The sequence below is a fragment of the Algoriphagus taiwanensis genome (assembly GCF_036245645.1).
In the GTDB taxonomy this organism is placed as follows: domain Bacteria; phylum Bacteroidota; class Bacteroidia; order Cytophagales; family Cyclobacteriaceae; genus Algoriphagus; species Algoriphagus taiwanensis.
The window spans coordinates 46,826-69,378 of sequence record NZ_BTPE01000012.1; the positions used below are offsets into that span (position 1 = coordinate 46,826).

18 protein-coding genes are annotated in these 22,553 nt (G+C 45.3%); 9 read left to right on the forward strand and 9 right to left on the reverse strand.

The features are described 5' to 3' along the window. Positions 1-65: 65 nt before the first annotated feature. The gene (locus tag AAA938_RS15685; protein ID WP_338229699.1) at positions 66-2,150 is read left to right on the forward strand and encodes a T9SS type A sorting domain-containing protein; all 2,085 of its coding nucleotides are present in this window, start codon (positions 66-68) and stop codon (positions 2,148-2,150) included. Between the two features lie 117 nt (positions 2,151-2,267). Here the strand turns inward: AAA938_RS15685 and AAA938_RS15690 are convergent, their stop codons facing one another. Both AAA938_RS15690 and AAA938_RS15695 read right to left on the reverse strand, forming a co-directional pair. Next, positions 2,268-2,567 carry a type II toxin-antitoxin system RelE/ParE family toxin gene (locus tag AAA938_RS15690; RefSeq protein WP_338229700.1) on the reverse strand — a complete coding sequence of 100 codons (300 nt, stop codon included), beginning with the start codon at positions 2,565-2,567 and terminating at the stop codon, positions 2,268-2,270. Next, on the reverse strand, positions 2,560-2,808 hold the full coding sequence (locus tag AAA938_RS15695) for a type II toxin-antitoxin system ParD family antitoxin (RefSeq protein ID WP_338229701.1): 249 nt from the start codon (positions 2,806-2,808) through the stop codon (positions 2,560-2,562). Before AAA938_RS15695 ends, AAA938_RS15690 begins: the two co-directional genes overlap by 8 nt. Positions 2,809-2,952: 144 nt before the next feature. Between AAA938_RS15695 and AAA938_RS15700 the strand changes: the two genes are divergently transcribed. Then, the gene (locus AAA938_RS15700; protein ID WP_338229702.1) at positions 2,953-4,653 is read left to right on the forward strand and encodes an amidohydrolase; all 1,701 of its coding nucleotides are present in this window, start codon (positions 2,953-2,955) and stop codon (positions 4,651-4,653) included. 270 nt (positions 4,654-4,923) lie between these two features. Beyond that, positions 4,924-6,246, forward strand: coding sequence for an ATP-binding protein (locus tag AAA938_RS15705; RefSeq protein ID WP_338229703.1), 1,323 nt, complete (start codon positions 4,924-4,926; stop codon positions 6,244-6,246). Positions 6,247-6,257: 11 nt separating this feature from the next. On the opposite strand, the gene AAA938_RS15710 is transcribed toward AAA938_RS15705, so the two are convergent. Then, positions 6,258-7,265: a TolB family protein gene (locus AAA938_RS15710; RefSeq protein ID WP_338229704.1), complete on the reverse strand. Its 1,008-nt coding sequence runs from the start codon at positions 7,263-7,265 to the stop codon at positions 6,258-6,260. A gap of 148 nt (positions 7,266-7,413) precedes the next feature. Between AAA938_RS15710 and AAA938_RS15715 the strand changes: the two genes are divergently transcribed. After that, positions 7,414-10,341 (forward strand): prolyl oligopeptidase family serine peptidase, encoded by a 2,928-nt coding sequence (locus AAA938_RS15715; protein ID WP_338229705.1) that lies wholly within the window; start codon positions 7,414-7,416, stop codon positions 10,339-10,341. A 172-nt stretch (positions 10,342-10,513) separates the two neighbouring features. Further along, positions 10,514-11,470 carry a calcium/sodium antiporter gene (locus AAA938_RS15720; RefSeq protein ID WP_338229706.1) on the forward strand — a complete coding sequence of 319 codons (957 nt, stop codon included), beginning with the start codon at positions 10,514-10,516 and terminating at the stop codon, positions 11,468-11,470. Positions 11,471-11,473: 3 nt separating this feature from the next. Here AAA938_RS15720 and AAA938_RS15725 read toward each other — a convergent pair whose 3' ends face one another. Genes AAA938_RS15725 through AAA938_RS15735 form a run of 3 tightly spaced genes read right to left on the reverse strand, consistent with a single transcriptional unit; the run spans position 11,474 to position 12,889 of the window. Further along, on the reverse strand, positions 11,474-11,758 hold the full coding sequence (locus tag AAA938_RS15725; protein ID WP_338220877.1) for a hypothetical protein: 285 nt from the start codon (positions 11,756-11,758) through the stop codon (positions 11,474-11,476). Between the two features lie 7 nt (positions 11,759-11,765). After that, a complete protein-coding gene (locus AAA938_RS15730) occupies positions 11,766-12,560 on the reverse strand; it encodes a P-loop nucleotide/nucleoside kinase family protein (RefSeq protein WP_338229707.1) in 795 nt (264 codons plus the stop codon). Between the two features lie 5 nt (positions 12,561-12,565). Next, entirely contained in the window at positions 12,566-12,889 is a 324-nt protein-coding gene (locus AAA938_RS15735; protein WP_338229708.1) for a hypothetical protein, read from the reverse strand. Positions 12,890-13,124: 235 nt separating this feature from the next. Between AAA938_RS15735 and AAA938_RS15740 the strand changes: the two genes are divergently transcribed. The 4 genes from AAA938_RS15740 (at position 13,125) to AAA938_RS15755 (ending at position 18,477) form a co-directional block, all read left to right on the forward strand. After that, complete coding sequence (locus AAA938_RS15740) at positions 13,125-15,509, forward strand: TonB-dependent receptor (RefSeq protein WP_338229709.1); 2,385 nt, start codon at positions 13,125-13,127, stop codon at positions 15,507-15,509. A gap of 71 nt (positions 15,510-15,580) precedes the next feature. Beyond that, a complete protein-coding gene (locus tag AAA938_RS15745) occupies positions 15,581-17,761 on the forward strand; it encodes a DUF5916 domain-containing protein (protein WP_338229794.1) in 2,181 nt (726 codons plus the stop codon). A 54-nt stretch (positions 17,762-17,815) separates the two neighbouring features. Beyond that, on the forward strand, positions 17,816-18,061 hold the full coding sequence (locus AAA938_RS15750) for a DUF6364 family protein (protein ID WP_338229710.1): 246 nt from the start codon (positions 17,816-17,818) through the stop codon (positions 18,059-18,061). Then, the gene (locus AAA938_RS15755; RefSeq protein ID WP_338229711.1) at positions 18,058-18,477 is read left to right on the forward strand and encodes a type II toxin-antitoxin system VapC family toxin; all 420 of its coding nucleotides are present in this window, start codon (positions 18,058-18,060) and stop codon (positions 18,475-18,477) included. The genes AAA938_RS15750 and AAA938_RS15755 overlap by 4 nt, the downstream gene beginning before the upstream one ends. Positions 18,478-18,491: 14 nt before the next feature. Here AAA938_RS15755 and AAA938_RS15760 read toward each other — a convergent pair whose 3' ends face one another. The 3 genes from AAA938_RS15760 to AAA938_RS15770 all read right to left on the reverse strand — a co-directional run bounded on the left by AAA938_RS15760 (position 18,492) and on the right by AAA938_RS15770 (position 22,482). Further along, positions 18,492-19,058 carry a pyridoxamine 5'-phosphate oxidase family protein gene (locus tag AAA938_RS15760; RefSeq protein ID WP_338229713.1) on the reverse strand — a complete coding sequence of 189 codons (567 nt, stop codon included), beginning with the start codon at positions 19,056-19,058 and terminating at the stop codon, positions 18,492-18,494. After that, positions 19,058-19,240: a CPXCG motif-containing cysteine-rich protein gene (locus tag AAA938_RS15765; RefSeq protein WP_338229714.1), complete on the reverse strand. Its 183-nt coding sequence runs from the start codon at positions 19,238-19,240 to the stop codon at positions 19,058-19,060. The genes AAA938_RS15760 and AAA938_RS15765 overlap by 1 nt, the downstream gene beginning before the upstream one ends. A 125-nt stretch (positions 19,241-19,365) precedes the next feature. Then, positions 19,366-22,482 carry a WD40/YVTN/BNR-like repeat-containing protein gene (locus AAA938_RS15770; protein ID WP_338229715.1) on the reverse strand — a complete coding sequence of 1,039 codons (3,117 nt, stop codon included), beginning with the start codon at positions 22,480-22,482 and terminating at the stop codon, positions 19,366-19,368. Between the last annotated feature and the right edge of the window lie 71 nt (positions 22,483-22,553).

Here is a 22,553-nt window from a genome sequence, read left to right on the forward strand (position 1 = left end):
GCAAAGGATACATCTTTGTGGTAGCTCACACGTTTTATTTTGCAGTTTGCTAATTCCCGTTTCCCATGCGAAAATTCCTTTCCTTAGTCTTCATTTTTCTTTCTTGGGAAGGTTTGGCACAGCAGGTTTTTCAGTTTGACCAGGAAAAAAAAATCCAAATTTCCGGTCAAGAAGTCCCAATTCCATTTTCTCAGGGAATCAATTCGGCCCAAATTCAAACTATTGACCTAACGGGAGATGGAGCAGAGGAATGGGTGATCTGGGACATCAATTCCCGTCAACTTCAGGTTTTTGAGAAAAGCGGGGAAAACTTCAATCTACGACCCGAGTTCGCATACTTTTTCCCTGCAGATATTAGCGGATTCTTTGTTTTGGCAGATTATGATCGAGATGGGAAAAAGGATTTGTTTACCTCCACTCCTCTTGGCATCAAGGCCTACCGCAATACTTCCACTGGAAACCAGATTTCGTGGTCGGTTGCCCAAAACTTCCTTCGACTCGAGGGAGCCAATAATATCCCAGCCAACAATCTTGACACGCCTCTTCTACAAGACGTAGACGGAGACGGGGACTTGGATTTGGTAATTTTCAACTTTGCTGTAGGTGACTTTCTGGAGTTTTACCAGAATACCTCTGTCGAGCGAAAAGGAAGCCCGGATATCGATGGCTTCGCTTTTCCAATCCGGCATTGGGGTAATTTTGAATTTTGCGCCTGCGAACAGATCAGTTTTGGGCAAACTTGTGATGGGAGGCCACTTGATTTTGGAAGTAGAATGGAAGAAATCTCCCGAATTTTGCATGCCGGCGGGCATAGTATTTTGTACAGGGACTTCACTGGGGACGATATTCCCGATTTGCTCTTAGGTCGGGATGAGTGCAATACCTTATATTTTCTTCCCAATTCGGGAACTTCTGCAAACCCCAGATTCACCACGTTTTCAACTCAGGTTCCGGAATTTGGAGATTTTCCCGTTTTTCCCCGATTTCATGTTGGACAATTTATTGAAGATGATATTATCGTAAGCCTCAATACCAACGAGACCTCCGCTCCTTTTGGCATCGACTTCGCCAACTCGGTAGTGAGGCTGGAGAAAAATACAGGAGTGATCAGCCCGATTCTACAGGATCAACTTTTTGATTTGGGAGAAAATGTCAGACCCTATTTCAAAGGAAATGTCTTTGCCGGAGAACTCTGGCTGACTGCCAATGTAAAATCAGCTGAAGCTGTCAAAGGTCAAGCGTATCGACTAAGCTATTCCGGAGATCAGTTTGAACTGTTGAATGAAGATTACCTAGGATTGTCCGATCTAAATCTGCTTGAAATTCAACTTATTGAATACGGAAGTACACAAAACCAATCCTATCTTTTGATCTCTGGTGTACGAACCAATAATGGAGTTCCTTCTCAGGTTATACTTCGGAGTCAAGGAGCAAGTTGGACTGATTTTTCACTATCAGGCTTAAGCCTTCGGGTAGGAGATCAACTCACTTTTTTCCCTTATCAGGGAAAAGACCAACTGCTTGTCGCTGTGCAAAATGGAAGCCTGACGCTCTACGAAGTAGATTTGGAAGCCCGAACGGCGACGTTGAAAACAGCCAATTTCCTGGGTTATCAGGACAATCCTGCCAATCGAAATCTGAGTGTGGCAGTCCGGATTCAGGATCAACCTGACCTATACACCGTGGATCAAACAGGACGGGTTTTTCTGGTCAAGGACATGATGAACTCGGAGGTCCGGGAGGAAGTCTTGGTCAAAATCGGAGATCAAAATCTGCCTTTCCGACTGGGAAGAAATACCTGGATTTCGGTGGTCAATCCGGCATTTAATGAAAACGTAGACCTAATTTTGGGAAGCAGAGGTGGAGGAATTACCTATCTGAAATCCATAAAATCCGATTCTCCATCCGACGGTGAGCTCTTGGTTAAAGTCTATCCCAATCCGACCAATGGACCATTTAAATTGATTTCCAATACCGAAGTAAAAGGGCGTTTGATCAATTCTTTGGGACAAATCCTGATAGAGGAAATCCAAATTCCCGCCAACCGGGAAGTAGAAATCCAAGCCCAAACCCTTCAGCCGGGACTTTACTTTTTGCAACTGGAAACAGAAGATCGGAAAGTGGTGGTGAAGAAGGTAATGGTGAGGTGATTTTTCTTTCCCACAGACCTGCTTGCAGCAGGCAAGTTTTCACTGATTAAAAGCACAGATGGACACAGATTTTGAAGAGTTTTTCTTGCCCAACAAGAAAAATTCAGGACGAGAAGATCATTCCTGGATTCGCCTTTTTAAATCCATTCTGGAATGTAAAAACCGGATTATTTGGATAGTAGTGTCATCCGATTTTCGGTAAAAAATCAAATGCTCTCCCGATTTGTAACCAAAAATTTCTGAATTGATTTCGGGGTAATTTTTTCCCATATGAGGGTTATTAGCCAATTCTTGACAATCAAAAAGTAGGCTCAAATAATATTTATCAGCTTGATTCTCTGACCAAGTTTGGAAAGTGTATTCCCAAATGTCTGATAAGTCATCAATAGCTTTTTGGGACAAAAGATAGTTAGCCATTCCTCTTTTTTGCTTTCAGTGATTCCAGATGTTTTTGGGGATCAAAGTCCTCTACAATACCGCTTTCCATTCCTTCTTGAATGGCGTTCTTCAATGCTAAAACCTTGTTTTCCTCCTCTTCCAGCAATCGCAAGCCTGCACGAATGACCTCGCTGGCACTCGAATATCTTCCCTCCGATACTTTATTGTCCACGAAACTTTCAAAATAATCCCCTAAAGAAACTGAAGTATTACGTCCCATAATTTTTCCTTTTTTTATAAAATTACCAATTTTTGGTAATTAATCATTTTTCAGATTTCTGAATTTTAGCTTTCTACCTTTCCAACAATCCCATTTGCCCACCTCCTCCAAAAGCTCTAGCTTAGGACATAGAATAAACAACCCATGAAAAACATTTCCTTTTTAATTCTTTCCCTGATTTTCCTATGGTCCTGTACTTCAGGCCCGGAAAATCCTGCCGATTCGGTTTACCTCAATGGAACCATCTACACAGTAGATGAAACCAATCCCAAAGTAGAAGCCGTGGCTGTAAAAGACGGTTTGATCCTTGCTGTGGGCACCACTGAAGAAATCCAAGCCTATGTTGGCGAGTCTACCGAAGTAATCGACCTGCAGGGTAAAACCATGACTCCGGGCTTTATCGAATCCCACGCTCACCTGATGGGTATTGGGTACAACAAGCTGGAACTCGACCTGATGTACGTCAAAACCTATGACGAACTAGTCGAAAAAGTAGCCGAGGCGGTTGCCAAAGCCAAACCCGGAGACTGGATTACCGGTCGGGGATGGCATCAGGACAAGTGGATCGAAAAGCCTGATAAAATGGTAAAAGGCTTCCAGACCAACGAGCCTTTGAATGAGGTGTCCCCCGACAATCCCGTATTCCTTCGTCACGCTTCCGGTCACGCTTCTTTTGCCAATGCCAAAGCTTTGGAACTCGCCGGAATCGCCAACCTAAAAGGAGAGAGACCGGGAGAAGTCGAAGGCGGAGAAATCATCACCGACGAATTAGGCAATCCTACCGGAGTTTTGACTGAAAGAGCCTCCAATCTTGTGGCTCGATTGGTCCCTGAGGAAACTCCCGAGCGAGCCGAGGAGGCCTTGACCTTGGCCTTACAGGAACTGGTAGAGAAAGGTATTACTTCATTCCATGATGCGGGTTCCGGTCAGGATGTTATCGACTTGGTTCAAAAATTTAAAAATGAAGGCAAACTCACCGTTCGCCAATACATCATGCTCACCGGTCGTCAGCCGGAGCTTTTGGAAGAGTGGTACAAAAAAGGCCCGATGATCGACTCAGACCACATGCTCACTGTACGATCGATCAAGTTGAATTGCGACGGAGCATTGGGGCCTAGGGGTGCTTGGCTGCTGGAAGACTATGCAGACCGACCGGGACATCGAGGCCATGAAACTTTGCCAATGTCAGTAGTGACTGAAGTATCCGAAAAGGCTCTTCCGCTTGGTTTTCAGGTTTGCTCCCATGCTATCGGGGACCGAGCGAATCAGGAGATTTTGGATCGGTATGAGGCGGCTTTCGCCAAGTTTCCAGATGCCACAGACCATAGATTCCGCATCGAGCATGCCCAGCATTTGCATCCGGATGATATTCCAAGATTTGGAGATTTGGGTGTGATTGCGGCCATGCAGGCGATTCACTTGAGTTCGGATCGCCCTTGGGCCATCGACCGATTGGGTGAAAAACGCATCATTGACGGAGCGTATGTATGGCAGAAGCTATTCCAAACAGGTGCAAGAATCTGTAATGGAACCGATGCACCTGTGGAGCCTGTAGATCCGATTCCTTCTTTTTATGCCTCCGTGACTCGCAAGACTTTGGAAGGACTTCCGGAAGGAGGCTATGAGGGTGATCAAAAAATGACCCGAGAGCAGGCCCTGAAGTCCTACACATTGGATGGTGCCTATGCCGAATTTGAGGAAAATTTCAAAGGCTCAATCGAGGTTGGAAAAGCGGCTGACTTCACCGTTTTTGATCAAAATATTATGGAAGTACCAGAAGATGAAATCCTGAAAACTCAGGTTGCCATGACCGTGATGGGGGGAAAAGTGGTTTTCAAAAAGTAGAATTCTGAAGTAAAAAGTCAAAAAAGACCTTCCAAGTTTCGTAAAACTGGAAGGTCCTTTTTATAGAGCTTATCTTTCATTCCAAGATTTCAATCCAATCTGTCGCATACCCAAGAAGAAAATGGTATTACTTCAGTATGGGTAAGATTCAACTAGACCATGGAAGCAATTTTCGCTCTCAAAGTGACATTTTTTATCATTTTGTATCTATGAAAAATACATTTTTATTATTATTGTCTTTTTCAAGACTTCATTTTCTAATTTTGAAGTATGAAAGAGATCTTAAAAGATATTCTCGCTGAAAATTCAACCCGGCAACTCAGGAAAGAATTGGTGCAAAGAGATACCAAGCTGTTTGTGGACTTACCCAAAATGCAAGCAGTTCTCGGACCTCGTAGGGTGGGGAAAACTTCGGCCATGAACCTGTATATGCAGGAGCTTTCAAAATCCAAAGGACTGAATTCCTCACATCTGATCTATTTCAACTTTGAAGACGAACGTATCCACTTTACTCCTAATCAGCTTGATCTAATCCTTCAGTCCTGGAGAGAGTTGCATCCTGAGGTGGATTTTGAGGACTGCTACTTTTTCTTCGATGAAGTCCAAGCCGCTCCGGGATGGGAAAAATTTCTCAATCGGATCAGCGAGACATACACCAAAAAAATCTGCTTTACAGGCAGCAATAGCCGACTCCTGCATACTGAAGTCAATACGGTGCTTCGGGGAAGGAGTATTGCACTGGAGCTTTTGCCACTTTCTTTTCAGGAATTTTGCAGGTTTTACAAGCATCAGCCTGTGACTTACGGTCCGGAGAAAAGCACCACGGAAGCCTATTTCAAAAAGTATCTTTTTCAGGGTGGATATCCGGAACTTACCGGCTTAACAGAGCCCGGCCTCCACGTCTCTTATCTTCAGGAATACTACAATACGATGCTCCTTAGAGACATCATTGAGTACCATCAGCTCTCCAATTTCTACTATTTAAGATCGCTTTTTCGTCTGGCCGCAGGTAGCGTTGGACAGGCCGTATCGGTAAGAAGGTACTTCAATCAGCTCAAATCCATGGGCTATTCCGTAGGATTAAACTCTCTATATGAGGTTCTAAATCACGCCGAGGATGCTTATCTCTTCAAACGGATCGGTCGATTTGACCACTCTCCAGGAAAGTCAGAAAAGTCCGACAAAAAGACATATTGGATCGATAATGGACTTTTGAATGCCTTGGTTGGCATCCAACCTGAACGTAACGGGGTGTTGTTGGAAAACCTGGTGTTTCAGCACCTTTATCGACGCTACGGCTCGATCTATGAGCAAAGGATATTTTACTACTCGGATCAATCTCACGAATGTGATTTTGTGGTTTTAAAAGAAAATGAAGACCCTCTCCCCATTCAGGTCACCTGGTCTATGGAGCAACTGCATACCAGAGATCGGGAAATCAAAGGTGTCCTAAAAACCTGCGCTTACGCAAAAGTAAAAAAAGGACTCATTCTCACTCTTGAAGAATCCTTAACCTTGGAATTTGATGGGGTGAAAATCGAGGTCATGCCTGTATGGAGATGGCTACTCGAGCAGGACAACCAAAGGTCATAAATCCAATCAGACTAAAACTTCTCAATCCCCACAAAATACAAATCAAATCCCCCTAAACCCCCGGGCCGATTGGAAGAAAAAATCATCAGGCGATTGGTAAAATCATAATACTCAAATACAATAGGCCTAAACTCGTCCGAGGCTGAATTGATACTCGGTCCAAAGTTGACCGGCTCAGTCCAGCCATTGGCTGTTTTTTGGGAATAGTACAGGTCAAAGCCTCCATATCCTCCGGGACGATCTGAGGCGAAAACCAGCAGGTCCCCATAGACAAAGGGCATGTGATCATTGGAGGAGGTATTAATGGAGAGCTTTCGGGTTGTCTTCGGCGTATCAGACTCCAAAAACTGAAGCAAGACCTGTCCTGTGGGAATTTCTACCTCATAGATATCAAACTGTCCATCTTTATCAGAGGTGAAGATCACCGCTTCAGGCTTTCCATTCTGTACAGGATCAGCCCCTTTGCGGAAATTTAGCCCATAAAAACTGGGGTACATCTCATTGAAGCCTTCACCCAAGATGGAAACCGGATGATTTTCTGACCTGTAATCAAAAGGACCCGTTTTCTCAAACTCATTGAAGAATATCTTGGTCTCTGTACCGCAGGTCCTTGAAAAAAGTCGGTAAAAAACCCCATCTGAAAACCCGGCAGAATAAGGCCCCCGCTCCTCACAGTCGGAATTCATCTCAAAAAGCTGATTTCTGATCACATCATTCTGCCCGACAACTGAACCGACGTCAAAAGAAAAAGTACCCGTTTCCTTGCTTTGGAATAGGCCGATTGCCCTGGCATCCAAATCAAAATTTTCTCCCTTTGTCGGGGCATTGGTCGAAAAAATCAAGGTTTCCCCGGCCTGAAAATAGTCCGAGACAAAGTCCGAATTCATTTCATCGTATTGAGTATTCAGATCCAATAAATTGACTGGTTTCTCATACGGGAAAGTCCCGACTTTCAGGTTGAATTTTTCACGACATCCCAGAAAAATAAAAGGCAATAGAAAAAATAGCTTAGACTTCATGATGTACATTTTTTCCAATGAGTTTAGTCAAAGAACGAATTCCAACCCCACAAATGCTACAGAATTGCAAAAAATAATTGCCATAGATCCCAAACCTACCTTCCCCTCCAAAAAAATCCCCTATTTTCCCTTTCAAATTGATTTACTCATGAGAAAACCCCTACTCATTCTTTGGCTTTTTGCCCTGATGGTTCAGGTCGCTTTTGCCCAAGAAGCACCCAAACCCATGTCCTGGAAGGATGTGGCCACCTGGAAGTCCATGCCCGGAAATGGCTTCAAACTTTCCCCCGACGGGAAATGGGCCGCGTATGTACTTACCGGACTGGAAGCAGATGGAGAGCTGATTCTGAGAAACAGTTCGGATACCACCGGACAAAAATCTTTCCCCATCGGAAATACGAATTCCGGGAATTTTGAATTCAGCGATAACAGCCAATGGCTGGCTTTCCGGGAATTCCCCAAGTTTGCCGAGAAGCAGGCTAATGAAAAAGCCAAAGGCAAACCGCTCAAAGACAAGGTGCACTTGATCAAACTGGGCACGGACGACAAAAAAACCTTTGAAGGCGTCAGCAGCTACAGTTTCAACGGAAAGGCTACTACCCACCTGATTCTGAACCTTCCCAAAGACGGGAACGGAGATGGCAAAGGTTCCGACCTGTTGATCTACCACTTGGCCACCGGAAAATCCCAAAATCTCGGCAATGTCCGCGAGCATGCAGTAAACAAAGCCGGAACCCACCTCGCCTATACTGTGGATGCCGCAAATTCTCAGGGAAATGGACTTTACCTGTTGACTTTGGCGACCAATTCCATTCAGGTTTTGGATTCTGACGAAGCAGGCTATCAGAGTCTAAACTGGACGGAAAAAGGAGATGCTTTTGCCGCCCTGAAGATGAAAAAAGACAAGAAGTACAAGCAAGATCAGGGAATTTTATTGGGGGTGAAAAACCTCTCCAATCCTGAAGTCGTCCTTTACGAGCCTGCCAAAGACAGCACTGGTTTTGATCAGAAATACACCATCAGCCCCAATCGCCGACCCATGTGGTCTGAAGATTTGACCCGATTGTTTTACGGTATTCATCCTTTGGTTTTGGCAGAAAAAGAAAAGCCTAAAAAAGAGGTGAATGAAGATTCTGTGAAAACAGCTGAAGCAGAAAACTTGGCTAAAATCATGGCTGACACCACCATCAAATCCATATCCGACCTGCAAAAAGCCATTGGAAAACTCAACACCGGAAAGTCAGAGGACAAAAAATCAAGCGATGCAAAAAAGCCGGAAATGACCATCTGGCACTGGAATGACGCTCGCCTTCAAAGCCGTCAGCAAGTGATGGAAAACATGGACAAAAACTACAGCTTCTGGGCCATGTACGATGTCGCTTCCAAAAAACACATCGCCCTGCAGGACAGCAGCATGCGGGATTTGAATCTTTTGCCACAGGAGCATTTTGCCTTGGGCTCAGATATTCAGGCCTATGAGCTTCAGGGCAATCTGGACGGGCAGGCTTATCGGGATTACTATCTGGTGGACTTGAAGACCGGAACCAAATCCACGCTCTTTGAGAAGTTTTACCAACCTTCTTTCGCCTCTATGCCTCGGCCTTCTACGGATGGAAAAAAGCTCCTTTATGGAAAAGATGGGCATTTTTATGTGTATGATATCCTAGCAAAAACCCATACCAATATCACGGAAAACCTTCCAGTGACCTTTGTCGATGTGGAAGATGACCACAACGTGGAAAAGCCCATGCAAAATCCTTTGGGATGGAGCTCCGACAGTCAGTATGTCCTGCTGAGGGATGGATGGGATATCTGGCAGATTCCCATGGGTGGAAAAGAGACTGCGGTCAACTTGACCCAAAACGGAAGAGCTCAGAAGATTCGGTATCAATATCGATTTGGATTGGATCCTGAGGAAAAAGGCATAGATCTCCGCAAGGCTGCCTACCTCCGCATGTATGGAGAAAACACCAAGAAGAGTGGAATCGCCCAGCTTGCACCTGCGAAAAAAGGAGGACTTGCTCCAGGCACAAAAGTGATGATTTGGGAAGATGCTGCAATCCAAGGCTTGAATAAGGCCGAAAATGCTGCCGTTTACTATTTCACCAAGGAAAAAGCCAATGTACCGACTCAGGTTTTCTTGACAGACGCTTCTTTGTCAGCGCCCAAGCAGATCACCGAAAACGCTCCTGATGCAGGTAAGTTTGCCTGGTCATCTGGGGTGAAGCTGGTAGATTATGTTACAGACAAGGGAGACTCTCTGCAAGCTGCACTTTTCCTTCCGGCTGGCTACGTGGAAGGACAAAAGTACCCGACCGTGGTGTATTATTATGAAAAACTATCTCAAACCCTCCACAACTGGGCTAACCCAGGCTACAGCGGTACGGGTTGGAATCCGTCCCTCTACACCAGCAATGGCTATGCAGTGCTGATTCCGGATATCGTGTACAAGCTGGATGATCCGGGAATGTCTGCCGTCTGGGCAGTACTTCCAGCAGTAGATGCCGCGATCCAAACCGGCGTGATCGACGAAAGCAACATGGGCCTACACGGACACAGCTGGGGAGGCTATCAGACCTCTTTCCTGATTACTCAAACTACCCGATTCAAAGCCGCTGCGGCTGGTGCTCCACTGACCAATATGATCTCCATGTATGACCTGATTTATTGGAATTCCGGAGGTGGAAACATGTCCATCTTCGAAGCTTCTCAGGGGAGATTCCGTGGAGGGCCTTGGGAAAATTGGGAAGCTTATGAGCGAAACAGCCCGATTTACCATGTAAAAAATGTACAAACTCCGCTTCTCCTTTTGCACAATGACAAAGACGGAGCGGTAGACTTCACTCAGGGTGTGGAGTATTATAATGCTCTCCGCCGATTGAAAAAGCCGGTCATCATGGTTCAATACTTGGGTGAAAATCACGGGCTGGGCAAAACAGAAAACAGAAAGGACTATGCCGTCCGAATGATGGAATTCTTTGACCATCATCTAAAAGGTGCTGCTGCCCCTGACTGGATGAGCAAAGGTGTACCAAGGCTTCAACTTGGAGAGCATTTAGAAGAAAGAGCATTTTAATAAGCTGAATTCAAAAATCTCAAGTAAGAAAATCCTCCGGTGCGAATCGGAGGATTTTTCATTTGGAGATTAAATTCTCTGGGAAAAAATAATTTTTCCGGACGGTCAATTGGATTGAAAAATTGAGGAAAAATTAACGCTAGCTTTACATGAACTTAGCCCCTCTACTCCCGTGATTCTTCAGGTTTTCCTATTGCTTCTTGGTCTCATTCTCTTGGTCAAAGGTGCCGACTGGCTGGTAGACGGGGCTTCTGTTTTGGCCAAAAAGAAGAACGTCTCTGACTTGGCAATTGGACTCACGATTGTTGCTTTTGGGACTTCAGCCCCGGAACTGGTAGTCAATGTCGTCGCAGCATCAGGAAACTACCCGGATATTGTCTTTGGCAATGTGATTGGCTCCAATAATTTCAACCTGTTTATCATCTTGGGTATATCCGGACTGATTATCCCTCTCTCCGTGCAGTCAAGTACCGTTTGGAAGGAAATCCCCTTCTCCCTATTCGCGGCAATTGGCTTGTTTTTCCTCGCAAACAACTTCTTCCTTTCTGAAACTACGGTTCTTTCTCGCTGGGATGGATTGATTTTGTTGGTGTGTTTTGCCGGGTTCCTGTACTATGTAGCCACTCAGCTCAAATCTGACCCGCAAGCAGAGCAAGTGGAAGCAAAGGATTATTCCAATCCGAAAATCTGGATGTTGATTTTGGTAGGTTTGGCGGGCTTGGTCGGCGGTGGAAAATTAGTCGTAGACAATGCCGTTTCCATGGCTCAATCCCTTGGTGTAAGTGAAAAAATTATCGGGCTCACTATCGTCGCTGCGGGTACTTCTCTTCCCGAGCTTGCAACCTCGGTAGTCGCAGCGATGCGAAAAAATGCTGACATTGCCATTGGCAATATCGTGGGCTCAAATATCTTCAACCTGTTTCTAATTCTTGGAGTTAGCTCAGTAATCCGTCCTTTGGAATTTAACGTCTCTTTCAACACTGATCTTTACATTCTGGGGGCAGGGACGGTCTTCCTTTTCTTTGCCATGTTCACTGGAAAGCGCCACAAGCTGGACCGTTGGGAAGCTTTGGTTTTATTGAGTTCCTATCTGCTCTATACCGGATATTTGGTGGGATTAGAAAGCTAATTCTCATTCATTCCCTTGCAGATTCAGATTATTGAGCCCATTCCAGGCGATCATTTCTTCTTCCGCTATTTCCATGGCTTTCACCACGTATTGAAGGCTTTGGATATTGGGATCAGAGGCATGATCAAAATCGCTGGACCTAAATGAGAAAAGCTCTCCTTCATCAAACAGCTCATCGATATCTTTGAATTCGGAAGCCATTGCCACATTGATCAATGCTGTAAAAACCTGGATTTTAGCATTTTCTAAAGCTTCAAATGCCTCTTTAACTTTTTCCTGATAGTTCATCTTTCGATTAGTTTAAGTAGAAATTCCATTTTTGGTTGGCTTGAAGGGCTTGCTTTCCCCTTAGGTAGTGTTGATATGCCGACCGAAACTCAGATTTGTATCGGGAATGGACTTCCAAGGGAACCAAACCGAAAATCGGATATTTGTCCAAGAGTGCAGTAAAAGCTTCCTTGAAATTATCGAACTCTTCGATGTAGTTGACCCCCTCTTTTTTCTCAAACTCATAGTCAGGTTCAAAATCAAAATACCCATTCTCATCCGTAGTAAAGAAAAACCGATCCTGACTTCCCTTTTTGAATCGGAAAAAACTGATCGTGCCTCCCTCACCCCCGATTTCACAAATCCGATCAAAGTCCAGATTGAACTCCACATCCTCCAGTATTCCCATGAAAATGAATTCGGTATCCTCTTTTATCCTTGCAGAAGGAAAATAGGCCGATCCAGCTTTTTGAACCCGGTTCCAAGCTTCATCCACATCACAAGTCAGGGCAATTACCTCGATTCTCACACCAAGGGATTTGGCTTTCTTAGTCATCGCAAAAAGTCCGTCATCAAAACCATCCGTGTAGTACTCGACTACTACTTCTTTTCCCTCCATCAAGGCCATAAATGCTTCGCTGCAGGAGGCATTGATGGCTTGAAGCTCCATATCTCCATCTTCCATCGCTTGATAGCTCCCAAAAAGCTCTTTTGCTTTCCTCGCAATGTTGAAAATGAAGACCTCTCTCCTTCCAGCATACTCCCGCTCGATCAAGCTGCTCTTTCCTACCCCACTTGGCCCGATGACAAATGTTACTTTCATGACAATCAGTGGTTTTTGGCATAATCCCACATCACTCCCCAAATGTCATGATAGGACTGTAACTTGTCCCGCTGTTCCGGGTTTTGAGCGATGGCATTTTTGAAATTTGGATAGTCTATTTCCAATACCTGCTGAGAAATGATAGATACTGCTTCCTGTTTACTGACATGGACCCGGTAGCCATAGTCTGCTTCGGGAGTTTCGATGATGCTTTCCTTCGGAAAAAGTGATTCCAAATCCTTTCTAACCCGAGCTCGAAAAAGCACCTGATCTGGTTTGTCTCTATGCTGTACGATAGAAACAAACCCATTTTTACTGGCAATCCACATAGTTGATTTTGAATTGATTACAGGAATAAATCTACGGGCAAAAGAATTATTGAACTAACTTTTGACAGTAAGTGTCACTGAATAGTTTTGATAGCATTTATTAGATCCCTGCTTTTTTCAACTCAAAATTTTCTCCTGCCATTGATCAAAAAGAGAAGCTATATCCCCAAATAACGAGGTAATTTTAGAAACTAATTTGGCAGACTAACCATTTGCCCTCCCAGCCTGAAAACCTATGCACCGCCCAAAAAGCCTCCTTCGGTATTGCCTTGCCGTTTTTGCACTATTTCTGTTAGGAAGCAGTGATGCTTTCTCCCAAGGGAAACTACGGGGGATGGTTCAAGACCAAACCTCCAAACAAGCTCTTCCTTTTGCATCAGTAGCAGTCTATTCAGAAAAAGACAGTCTGATCGGAGGTGGAATTACAGAAGACAACGGAAGCTTTTCCATTGACCTTCCTTTGGGAAAGTTTTATGCTTTGGTGGAGTTTATGGGTTTTGATTCCTTCAAAAGTCCGGTTTTTGAGCTTTCCAGAGCCGATGCCAATTTTAATTTAGGAACTATCACCCTACAAGCATCTGATCAAAAACTGGATGAAGTAGTCGTCCAAGGGGATAAGACCTTGATGGAGCTTTCGCTGGACAAGCGCATTTTTAATGTGGGGAAAGATTTGGCAAATGCCGGAGGTACTGCCACGGATATTTTGATGAACTTACCCTCAGTAGCAGTGGATACCGAAGGCAATGTCAGCCTTCGCGGATCCTCCAATGTCCGGATTTTGATCGATGGAAAACCGTCTGGACTTGTGAGCTTCAAAGGCTCCTCAGGTCTGAGACAGCTTCAGGCCAATATGGTCGAGCGGGTCGAGGTCATCACCAACCCCTCTGCCCGCTATGAGGCCGAAGGGATGGCAGGAGTCATCAACATCATCCTGAAAAAAGACAGCAACCAAGGATTCAACGGCTCCTTTGAAGTTATTGGAGGCACTCCGCTCAATCTGGGCTTTTCTACCAATCTGAATTATCGCAAAAACCGCATCAACTGGTTTATCAATTACAGCTTTGCCCGACGCTATCAACCCTACGTCAGTGAGCAGTACCAGGAAGTGTATGAAAACGGGGAAACACTCATCCTCAGTCAGGCAAATTCCGGTGAGCTTCGAGGATGGAACAATAGCATCCGGGGAGGACTCGACTATTTTTTCTCCGAGCAAAGCATTTTCACCGCTTCCTACCTCTGGAGGAGAACTGACGGTAGAAGAATCACCGACATCCGCTACGACGACTACCTGAATTCCTTGGACAACTTCCAAGGCTATTCCTTGCGCAGGCAGGATGAAAAGGAAAAAGAGCCCAACTCCGAGATTGCTTTGAACTACAAGCGGACTTTTGGACAAAAAGGACATGAATTGACCGCCAATTTCACCTATCTGAACTACTGGGAAAATTCCGATCAGCTATTCACCGAATACCGCTTTGATGCAAATGGACAGGCTGTCCCTGAAGAGGATTTGGTGCAGACCTCTCTCAATGATGAGTTTGAAAATCAATACCTCTTTCAGCTCGATTATGTCAAACCCATTGGCTCGGAAGGCAAATTTGAAACCGGACTTCGGACCAGCTTTCGGGAAATGGAAAATGACTTCATCGTCTCCGAAGAAAACGAAAGCGGAGAATTGGTCCCTTTGCCCGGACTGGACAATATTTTCCTCTATAATGAAAATATCCTTGCTGCCTATGGAATTCTCGGCAACAAAACCGGAGACTGGACCTATCAGGCAGGACTTCGCGTAGAGCATACCGATGTGGAAACCATTCTAGCAGAAACCAACGAGCGCAACCCCAGAAACTACACCAATCTCTTCCCAAGTGCTCATTTGACTTACAATATCTCTGAGGAAAATGCCTTCCAACTCAGCTATTCGAGACGGGTGCGCCGACCGGTTTACAATGATCTCAGTCCCTATGTGACGTTTTCCGATCAGCGTAATTTCTTCAGCGGTAATCCAGATCTTGACCCGGAGTTTACCGACGCATTCGAACTGGGACACATCAAGTATTTCGAGAAAGGAACCCTGTTTTCCACTGCTTATTTTAGAAATACGGTGGATAAGATCGAGCGAATCAGAACGGTGAATGAGGAAGGGTTTGCAACCACATTGCCTTACAATCTGAATGGGGAAAAATCCTTTGGGCTGGAGTTTAGTGCCGATTACCGACCCAAAGATTGGTGGAAGCTGGATTTGAACCTGAACTTCTTCCATGCTGACATAGATGGAAGCAATGTGCAGGCAAACTTTGAGGCAAGGACTACCTCATTCCTTGCCCGGCAGACTTCCAGGTTTACCTTGGATGGAGGATGGGATTTACAGCTGCGCGCAAATTACGATGCGCGGCAAAAAACGGCTCAAGGAGTCAGAAAAGGCATCTTTTTCATTGACCTTTCTGCAAGTAAGCAAATCATGCAGGAGCGAGGCAGGCTGATATTGACTGCCAATGATATCTTCAATTCCCGAAGAAACCGCTACATCATCGAAGGCGAAAACTTCTTCACCGAAGGAGACTCTCAGTTTATCCGACGCCAGATCAATCTGACCTTCTCCTACCAAATCAATCCATAAAACCCTTCCTTTTGCGACTCCTGTCACTGAAATCCAAGCCATCCTTTCTCAATTTTGGGAGGCTAAATGCTATGCTCCGATTTACCGCTTCACTTCTCTTCCTTTCCCTGGTTTGCAATAGTCTCGTTCAGGCTCAAAAAATCAATGATGCCTACCGCCTCCACATGAAGCGGGCTACATCTCCGATTTTGATCGACGGAGTGATGGATGAGCAAGCTTGGGAAGAGGCTGAAGTGGCCTCTGATTTTTTTATGATCACACCGATGGATACCAGCTTTGCACAGGTGCAGACGGACGTCCGGATGACTTACGATGATCAAAATCTATATCTCATCGTGGTCAATCATCATCTGTTGGAGGGACCTTACATGGTGGAGTCGCTTCGAAGAGACTTCTCTTTTGGTAAAAACGACAACTTCCTGCTATTCATGGACCCATTTGATGATCAGACCAACGGCTTCACTTTCGGGGCAAATGCTGCCGGAGCCCAATGGGATGGAATCATGTTCAATGGGGGATCGGTGGATTTGAGCTGGGATAACAAATGGACCTCCAAAGTCAGCAATTACGAAGACAAATGGATCTTTGAAGCGGCAATTCCTTTCAAGTCCATCCGGTACAAAAAAGGCATCAAAGAATGGGGAATCAACTTTTCCCGACTGGATCTAAAAGCCACCGAAAAGTCAGGCTGGGCGCCCGTACCCCGTCAGTTTCCTTCTGCTTCTTTGGCTTACACGGGCGTTTTGGTTTGGGATGAGGCCCCTCCGGAAGCAGGAGCCAATGTTTCCGTGATCCCTTACCTGTTGGGAGGGGTGTCCAAAGATTTCGAATCGGAGGGAGAAACCCAGTATCGGAGGGAGTTTGGAATGGATGCCAAGATTGCCCTGACTTCTTCATTGAATCTGGACTTGACGGTGAACCCGGACTTTTCTCAGGTAGAAGTCGATCGCCAAGTGACCAATCTGGATCGGTTTGAGCTCTTTTTCCCCGAACGAAGGCAGTTTTTTCTGGAAAACGGAGACCTCTTCGCCAACTTCGGCTACAGCACTATCCGGCCATTTTTCTCCAGAAGAATCGGTCTCAATGCGCCAATCCAATTTGGAGCCCGACTCAGTGGAAAGATCAACAAGGACTGGCGTATAGGTGCCATGAATATGCAAACTGGAGCCGTCGACTCAGAGGGCCTTCCTTCCCAAAACTTCACCGTGCTGGCTTTGCAAAGACAGGTCGGTGCCCGCTCAAATATCACCGGCATCCTGATCAACAAGCAATCCCTGAACTACAACCCGGACCCCGAATCTGAGCATCCAGTCTACAGCCAATTCAACCGCAATGTAGGTCTGGAATATAATTTAGCTTCTTCCAATAACCTTTGGACAGGAAAGGCCATGGTGCTGAAAAGTTTTGGTCCGGACGGCACTCAGGAAGGCTTTGTCCATGCGGCCAATCTTCGCTATGCTTCCGGGAATCTGACTTGGAACTGGCAGCATGAGTATGTCTCAGAAAACTACACCGCAGAAGTAGGATTTGTACCCAGAAATGGCTTTTATAAAATCAGTCCAACGGTAGGTTATCGCTGGTTTCCCAAAAGTGAAAAGATCCTTTCCCATGGACCGGATGTGGGAACTACCTTCTTTTTCAATACTACGGGCGAACAAACCGACAATACCACCTATGCAGCCTACAATGTCAAATGGAGAAGCCAAAGTACATTCATGCTTTGGGCAGGTTATGATTTTGTAAAGCTGCAACGGCCTTTTGACCCAACCAATTTCTCGGGAGAAACCCTGCCTGCAGGAACCACTCACACTTGGAGAGCATGGGGCACCGAGTATGCTTCCAAGCCTCAAAGTCTATTCACTTACAGCTTCTCCACTCGAATGGGCGGATACTACGCTGATGGGGATCGGTACAACATCAGCACTGAGCTGGGCTATCGATTCCAGCCCTATGTCAGCATAGCCATGAGCACCAATTACAACCGGATTGTGCTGCCTGAGCCCTGGAATACGACCAATTTCTGGTTGGTCGGCCCTAGGGTAGATGTGACGATGACCAACACGCTCTTTTTCACGGCCTTTGTACAATACAATGAGCAGATCAAAAACATCAACCTGAATACCCGCTTCCAATGGCGATTCCAGCCGGCTTCGGACTTATTTATCGTGTACACAGATAATTATCTACCCGCACCATTTTATACCAAAAACCGCTCCATCGTGCTGAAATTCACCTATTGGTGGAATGTCTGATCAAAACATGGACTAAGCTTGAAAATTTCACGTATAAGAATTAATTTTATACGTATGAACAAAAAGCTCACACTTTCTTTGGACGAAGACATCATTGAGAAAGCAAAAATCTATGCTTCCCAAACCGGAAGAAGTCTTTCGAGTCTGGTGGAGGATTTTTTTGAAAACCTGACCGAGAAATCCTCATCCACTCAAATTTCAGCGAAAATCAAACGCATTTCAGGGAAAATCGAAGTCCCAGCTGACTTTGATTGGGAGGAAGAGTTGAGAAAAGGCCTAGAAGAAAAGCACCTGAGATGAAGCTTTTTTTGGATACCAATATTATCATTGATTTTTTGACCAATCGACCGCCGTTTACTCAGGAAGCAATAGCTCTTTTTCAACTTGCAGAAGGCGGAAAAACTGAGCTTTTCACCTCCACACACGTTTTGGCCAATACCCATTATGTTTTGAAAAAGTTTGTAGAGGACAAAAAGCTACGAGAAACTCTCCTTGAATTAGCTGAAATGATTACGATCGCTGATGTAACTTCCAAGGGTTTTTTGACTGCGCTCAAGTCAAATCACAAGGACTTTGAAGATGCGGTTCAAATCATCACTGCAGAGCAAATTGGAGACGTGGATTATATCATAACCCGAAATCTTAAAGATTTTAAATCCTCATCTATTCCTGCAATTTCAGTTCATGAGTTGATGAGAATACTTTCTGGAAAGTAAAATCACCCCAAAAATCAAGGAACCAACCAAGCCCCTTTCCAATCCTTTTCCTTTGAAAACATCAATCGAAGATGTCCTTCTTTTCTTAACTGTAAAACCTCGATTTCCATCGGAGAAAATTCCAAAACGCAGAAAAAGTGATTTTCCAAATTACCTACTGTCCAGCCATCTTCAGGAAGAGAAATGGGGGTTCTCGGAGCTTGGGCACCGGTATATTCTGACCTTCGGTGGACGGGAATTGTTTTCCATATTTCTTTAGACAAATCATCCTGAAAATGAAGCTTAGCCTGAGTCTTTATCCGGATTTGAACCTGCTTTTTGGGATGGTAAAAATGAAGGGATGCGTTGGAATTTTGCTGTAAGTTCGAGCACTTTTCAGACCGATAATCGGTGTAGACAAAGAAATTAAGCTCCTCACTTACCTTTCTTAGCACCACCGTACGAACTGAGGGAAAATCCCCAGAAACCGTCCCCAAATTAACCCAATGAAAGGGGTGCTTGACGTCCAAAGCCCCGCGATGTAATTCGTGCTTGACCGCTTGCCAGATTTCTTCCAAACTATCTGTGTCCTTAAACAGCATTATTGCTCGATCGAGTTAGCTTCAAAAAAGACCAATTCTCCCTCTTCAAACTCCACCTGAAGCTCAATGGGATTGCAGCAAACTTCGCTATCCTCAATGTACTCCTGCCTGGAAACTGAGGGATCAAGCAACATAGAAATCTCTTGAAAGCAATGAGGGCATTGGAAGTAGTGTTCGTGCATGAAAATGAAACAGGTGAAAGGGTAAAAAGTTAAGGCCTGGATTACAAACCCAAGCCTTAATAAACTCAATTACAACTCTCCTGTTTTTGGAGAAGCAGGACAGCCGGAACACTGATCCCTTTTCCTTAATCCTTCTTCGGCCCCAAGATTGGAATCTTCTGGTCAATCATGGATTTCTCCAGAGCCTGAGTGGAAGCCATCACTGCATCAACTTGACCTTTGACTTTTTCATAAACTCCCAAGAGATCTTTTGCTCGTTGTTTTTGACCCTCTGTGATCGGAGGCTCCCCCTCATTGATTGCTCCATAGATATGCAGCAAGTCGGCATCGAGCTTGTTTGGGAAGTTGATCACATCCTGGAAGGTTTTCTGCTTAGTCTGAATCAATTCTGCTTCTGCTTCATCGATAGCGGTCAGTACTTCCTTAGCTTGAGTATGCCAAGCCTCATATTTTTCTGAATCGACTCGAATTTGCAAATCAGTGATTTGTGCGCGAATACTGCGTAGATCCTCAGCCATCGAACGGGTATCAATAATCGCTTCTCGAAGGCTCGTCAACTGCGCATCCTGCTCCTGATACTGTGCCGCCGTAGCAGTCCATCTTGGATCAGGTTTTACTTCGATTTCCTTGCTGATTTCCTTATCTCCGTAGCGCATCACCAATTTGTATTTGCCAGGAATCACTCGCTGAGCCGAAGAACCAATTCCGGAAAATACTCCTTTAACTGACTCAAAGGAATCCAAACTCAAATCCCAGTTCAGTCGGTTCATACCCGTCTTCTTTTTGATTTTTCCTGTTTTGGCTTCCGAATCAGTCGTGAATTTGCGTAGCACTTTTCCACTCATATCCTGAAATTCGGCTTCCAAAAGCACCGAATCCATATTTTCTTTTAGGTAATACATCACTGAAAATCCGGGATAAGGATTTTGCCCTACTTGTGGATTATTTCCACGGAAAGCAAAATCACGAATCGCAGCCTCAGGTTCGTAAACGTAGAAGTTAGCGTCTGCGGCAGCTTTCAGTTCATACAGCGGATTCAAATCATCCATCACCCAAAATGCCCTTCCGGAAGTGGCAATGATCATGTCATTGTCCTGAATCATCAGGTCATTAATCGGAACCACGGGCAAGTTTTGTTGGAATTTCTCCCATTTTTGGCCTCCATTGAAAGAGATATAGAGACCTGTCTCTGTTCCAGCATAAAGCAAGTCCTTTTGGTTAGGATCTTCCCGTACGACCCTTACAAAAGCTTCCTCCGCAATTCCATTCACGATTCGGTTCCAAGTAGCTCCGTAATCGGTCGATTTGAAAATGTGTGGGGTGAAGTCATTGTATTTGTAACTGGTAAAGGCCACATAGACCGTCGCAGGGTCATGAGGAGATACCTCGATCTGATTGACCATGCCTTCGGGTGTATTCGGGATGGTGATATTGGTCCAACTTTGTCCTCCATCTTTAGTGACATGAAGCAAACCATCATCCGCTCCGGCATACAAGACATCCGGAGTATGCGGAGATTCAGCGAGATACATGATGGTATGAAAAACCTCTCCGCCGGCACCCTCATTGGTAATCGGACCTCCACCATAATCCAAATGGGCTGGATCATTTTTGGTCAAATCCGGCGAAACTTCCTCCCAGCTTAATCCTCGATTGGTCGTCTTCAAAATCACATTTCCGGCATGGTAAATCACCGAAGGATCATGCTTGGAGGCAATGATGGGTGCATTCCAGTTGAAGCGGTACTTGACTTCGGCTGGCTTGGACGCTAAGCCCTGGTAAGGATAAGCCATCACGTCCTTTTCCTGCTTGGTTTTGGCATTCCACTCCGTAATAATGCCCTGATAGCAGCCCGAATAGATGTAAATGGGATTTTCCGGATCAAAGGCAGAATAAGCGGATTCGCAGCCACCTACCGGATAAAATTCCTCCCAACCAATCCCCGAACCATTTGCACGGGAAGCAATGGAAACCGAGGAATTATCCTGCTGCCCTCCGTAAATGCGATACGGGAATTGCTTGTCTACATTCACCCGATAAAACTGAGCAGTAGGCTGATTATCCTGTCGAGACCAGTTTTTGCCTCCATCGATGGAGACATTTCCACCTCCATCATTCGCATTGACCATGTATTGGGGATGTTCCGGATTGATCCAAAGCTGATGATTATCGCCGTGTCGGGTTCGAAGGTTAACAAATGTCTTCCCCCCATCCTTGGACTCGACCAAGGGTGCGTTCATTATGTAAACTGTCTCCGGCTCGGTAGGATGAGCCAAAATATGCATGTAATACCAAGAGCGCGCGCGAAGCAATCGGTCCTCATTGACCAATTTCCAGCTTTTTCCGGCATCATCCGATCGAAACAAGCCCCCGTCTTCGGCTTCAATAATTGCCCAGACGATATTGTTATTGGCACGGGAAACTGAAATTCCGATTTTCCCCATCACTCCTTTAGGAAGACCTTCGGTCAGCTTGGTCCAGGTTTTCCCCATATCTGATGACTTGTAAATTCCTGAACCTGGGCCTCCACTCTGTACCTTCCAGGGAAATCTTCGATGATCCCAATAGGCAGCATAGATCATCCGGGGATTGGTCATATCCATGCTCAGATCCGAAACACCGGAATTTTCATCCACATTATGGACTTTCTCCCAAGTTTCCCCTCCGTCCTCAGATCGGTAAATTCCCCGGGCATCGGTCGCACCGTATGGACTACCCTGACCACCCACGATAACTAAGTCAGGATTGCTAGGATGAACCACAATTTTGGAAATCTGTCTGATCTCAGAAAGCCCCATGTGCTTCCAGGTCTTTCCTCCATCAACTGATTTGTAGACCCCATCTCCATGAGATGTCATCACTCCCCGAACGGGAGCTTCTCCCATCCCTACATAGACCACGTTCGGGTCTGACTCTGCTACGGTGATTGCACCGACAGAGGCGGTTCCGAAAAAACCATCGGAGACATTAAACCAGCTTTCACCGGCATCGGTGGTTTTCCATACTCCGCCGACCGAGCCTTGATAGAAAGTCAAAGGTTCCTGAACTACTCCTGCCACGGCCGTAGCGCGACCTCCCCGGAAAGGTCCGACAAGACGGAATTCCATGGCATTGTAAAGTGCGGTATCATAATTGACTTCTTGAGCCGGCTCAGATTTCTTTTTGGATTTCTGTGAAAAGACACTTTCGGGTGACAAAAGCAAAAGCAACCCTAGGAAAAGGGGGCTGAATTTTAAACGCATGATGGATTGGGTTTGGTGGTAAGCAGTAAGTTACAAAAGGCTGGGAAAAATGAGTACAGAAAACATAAATT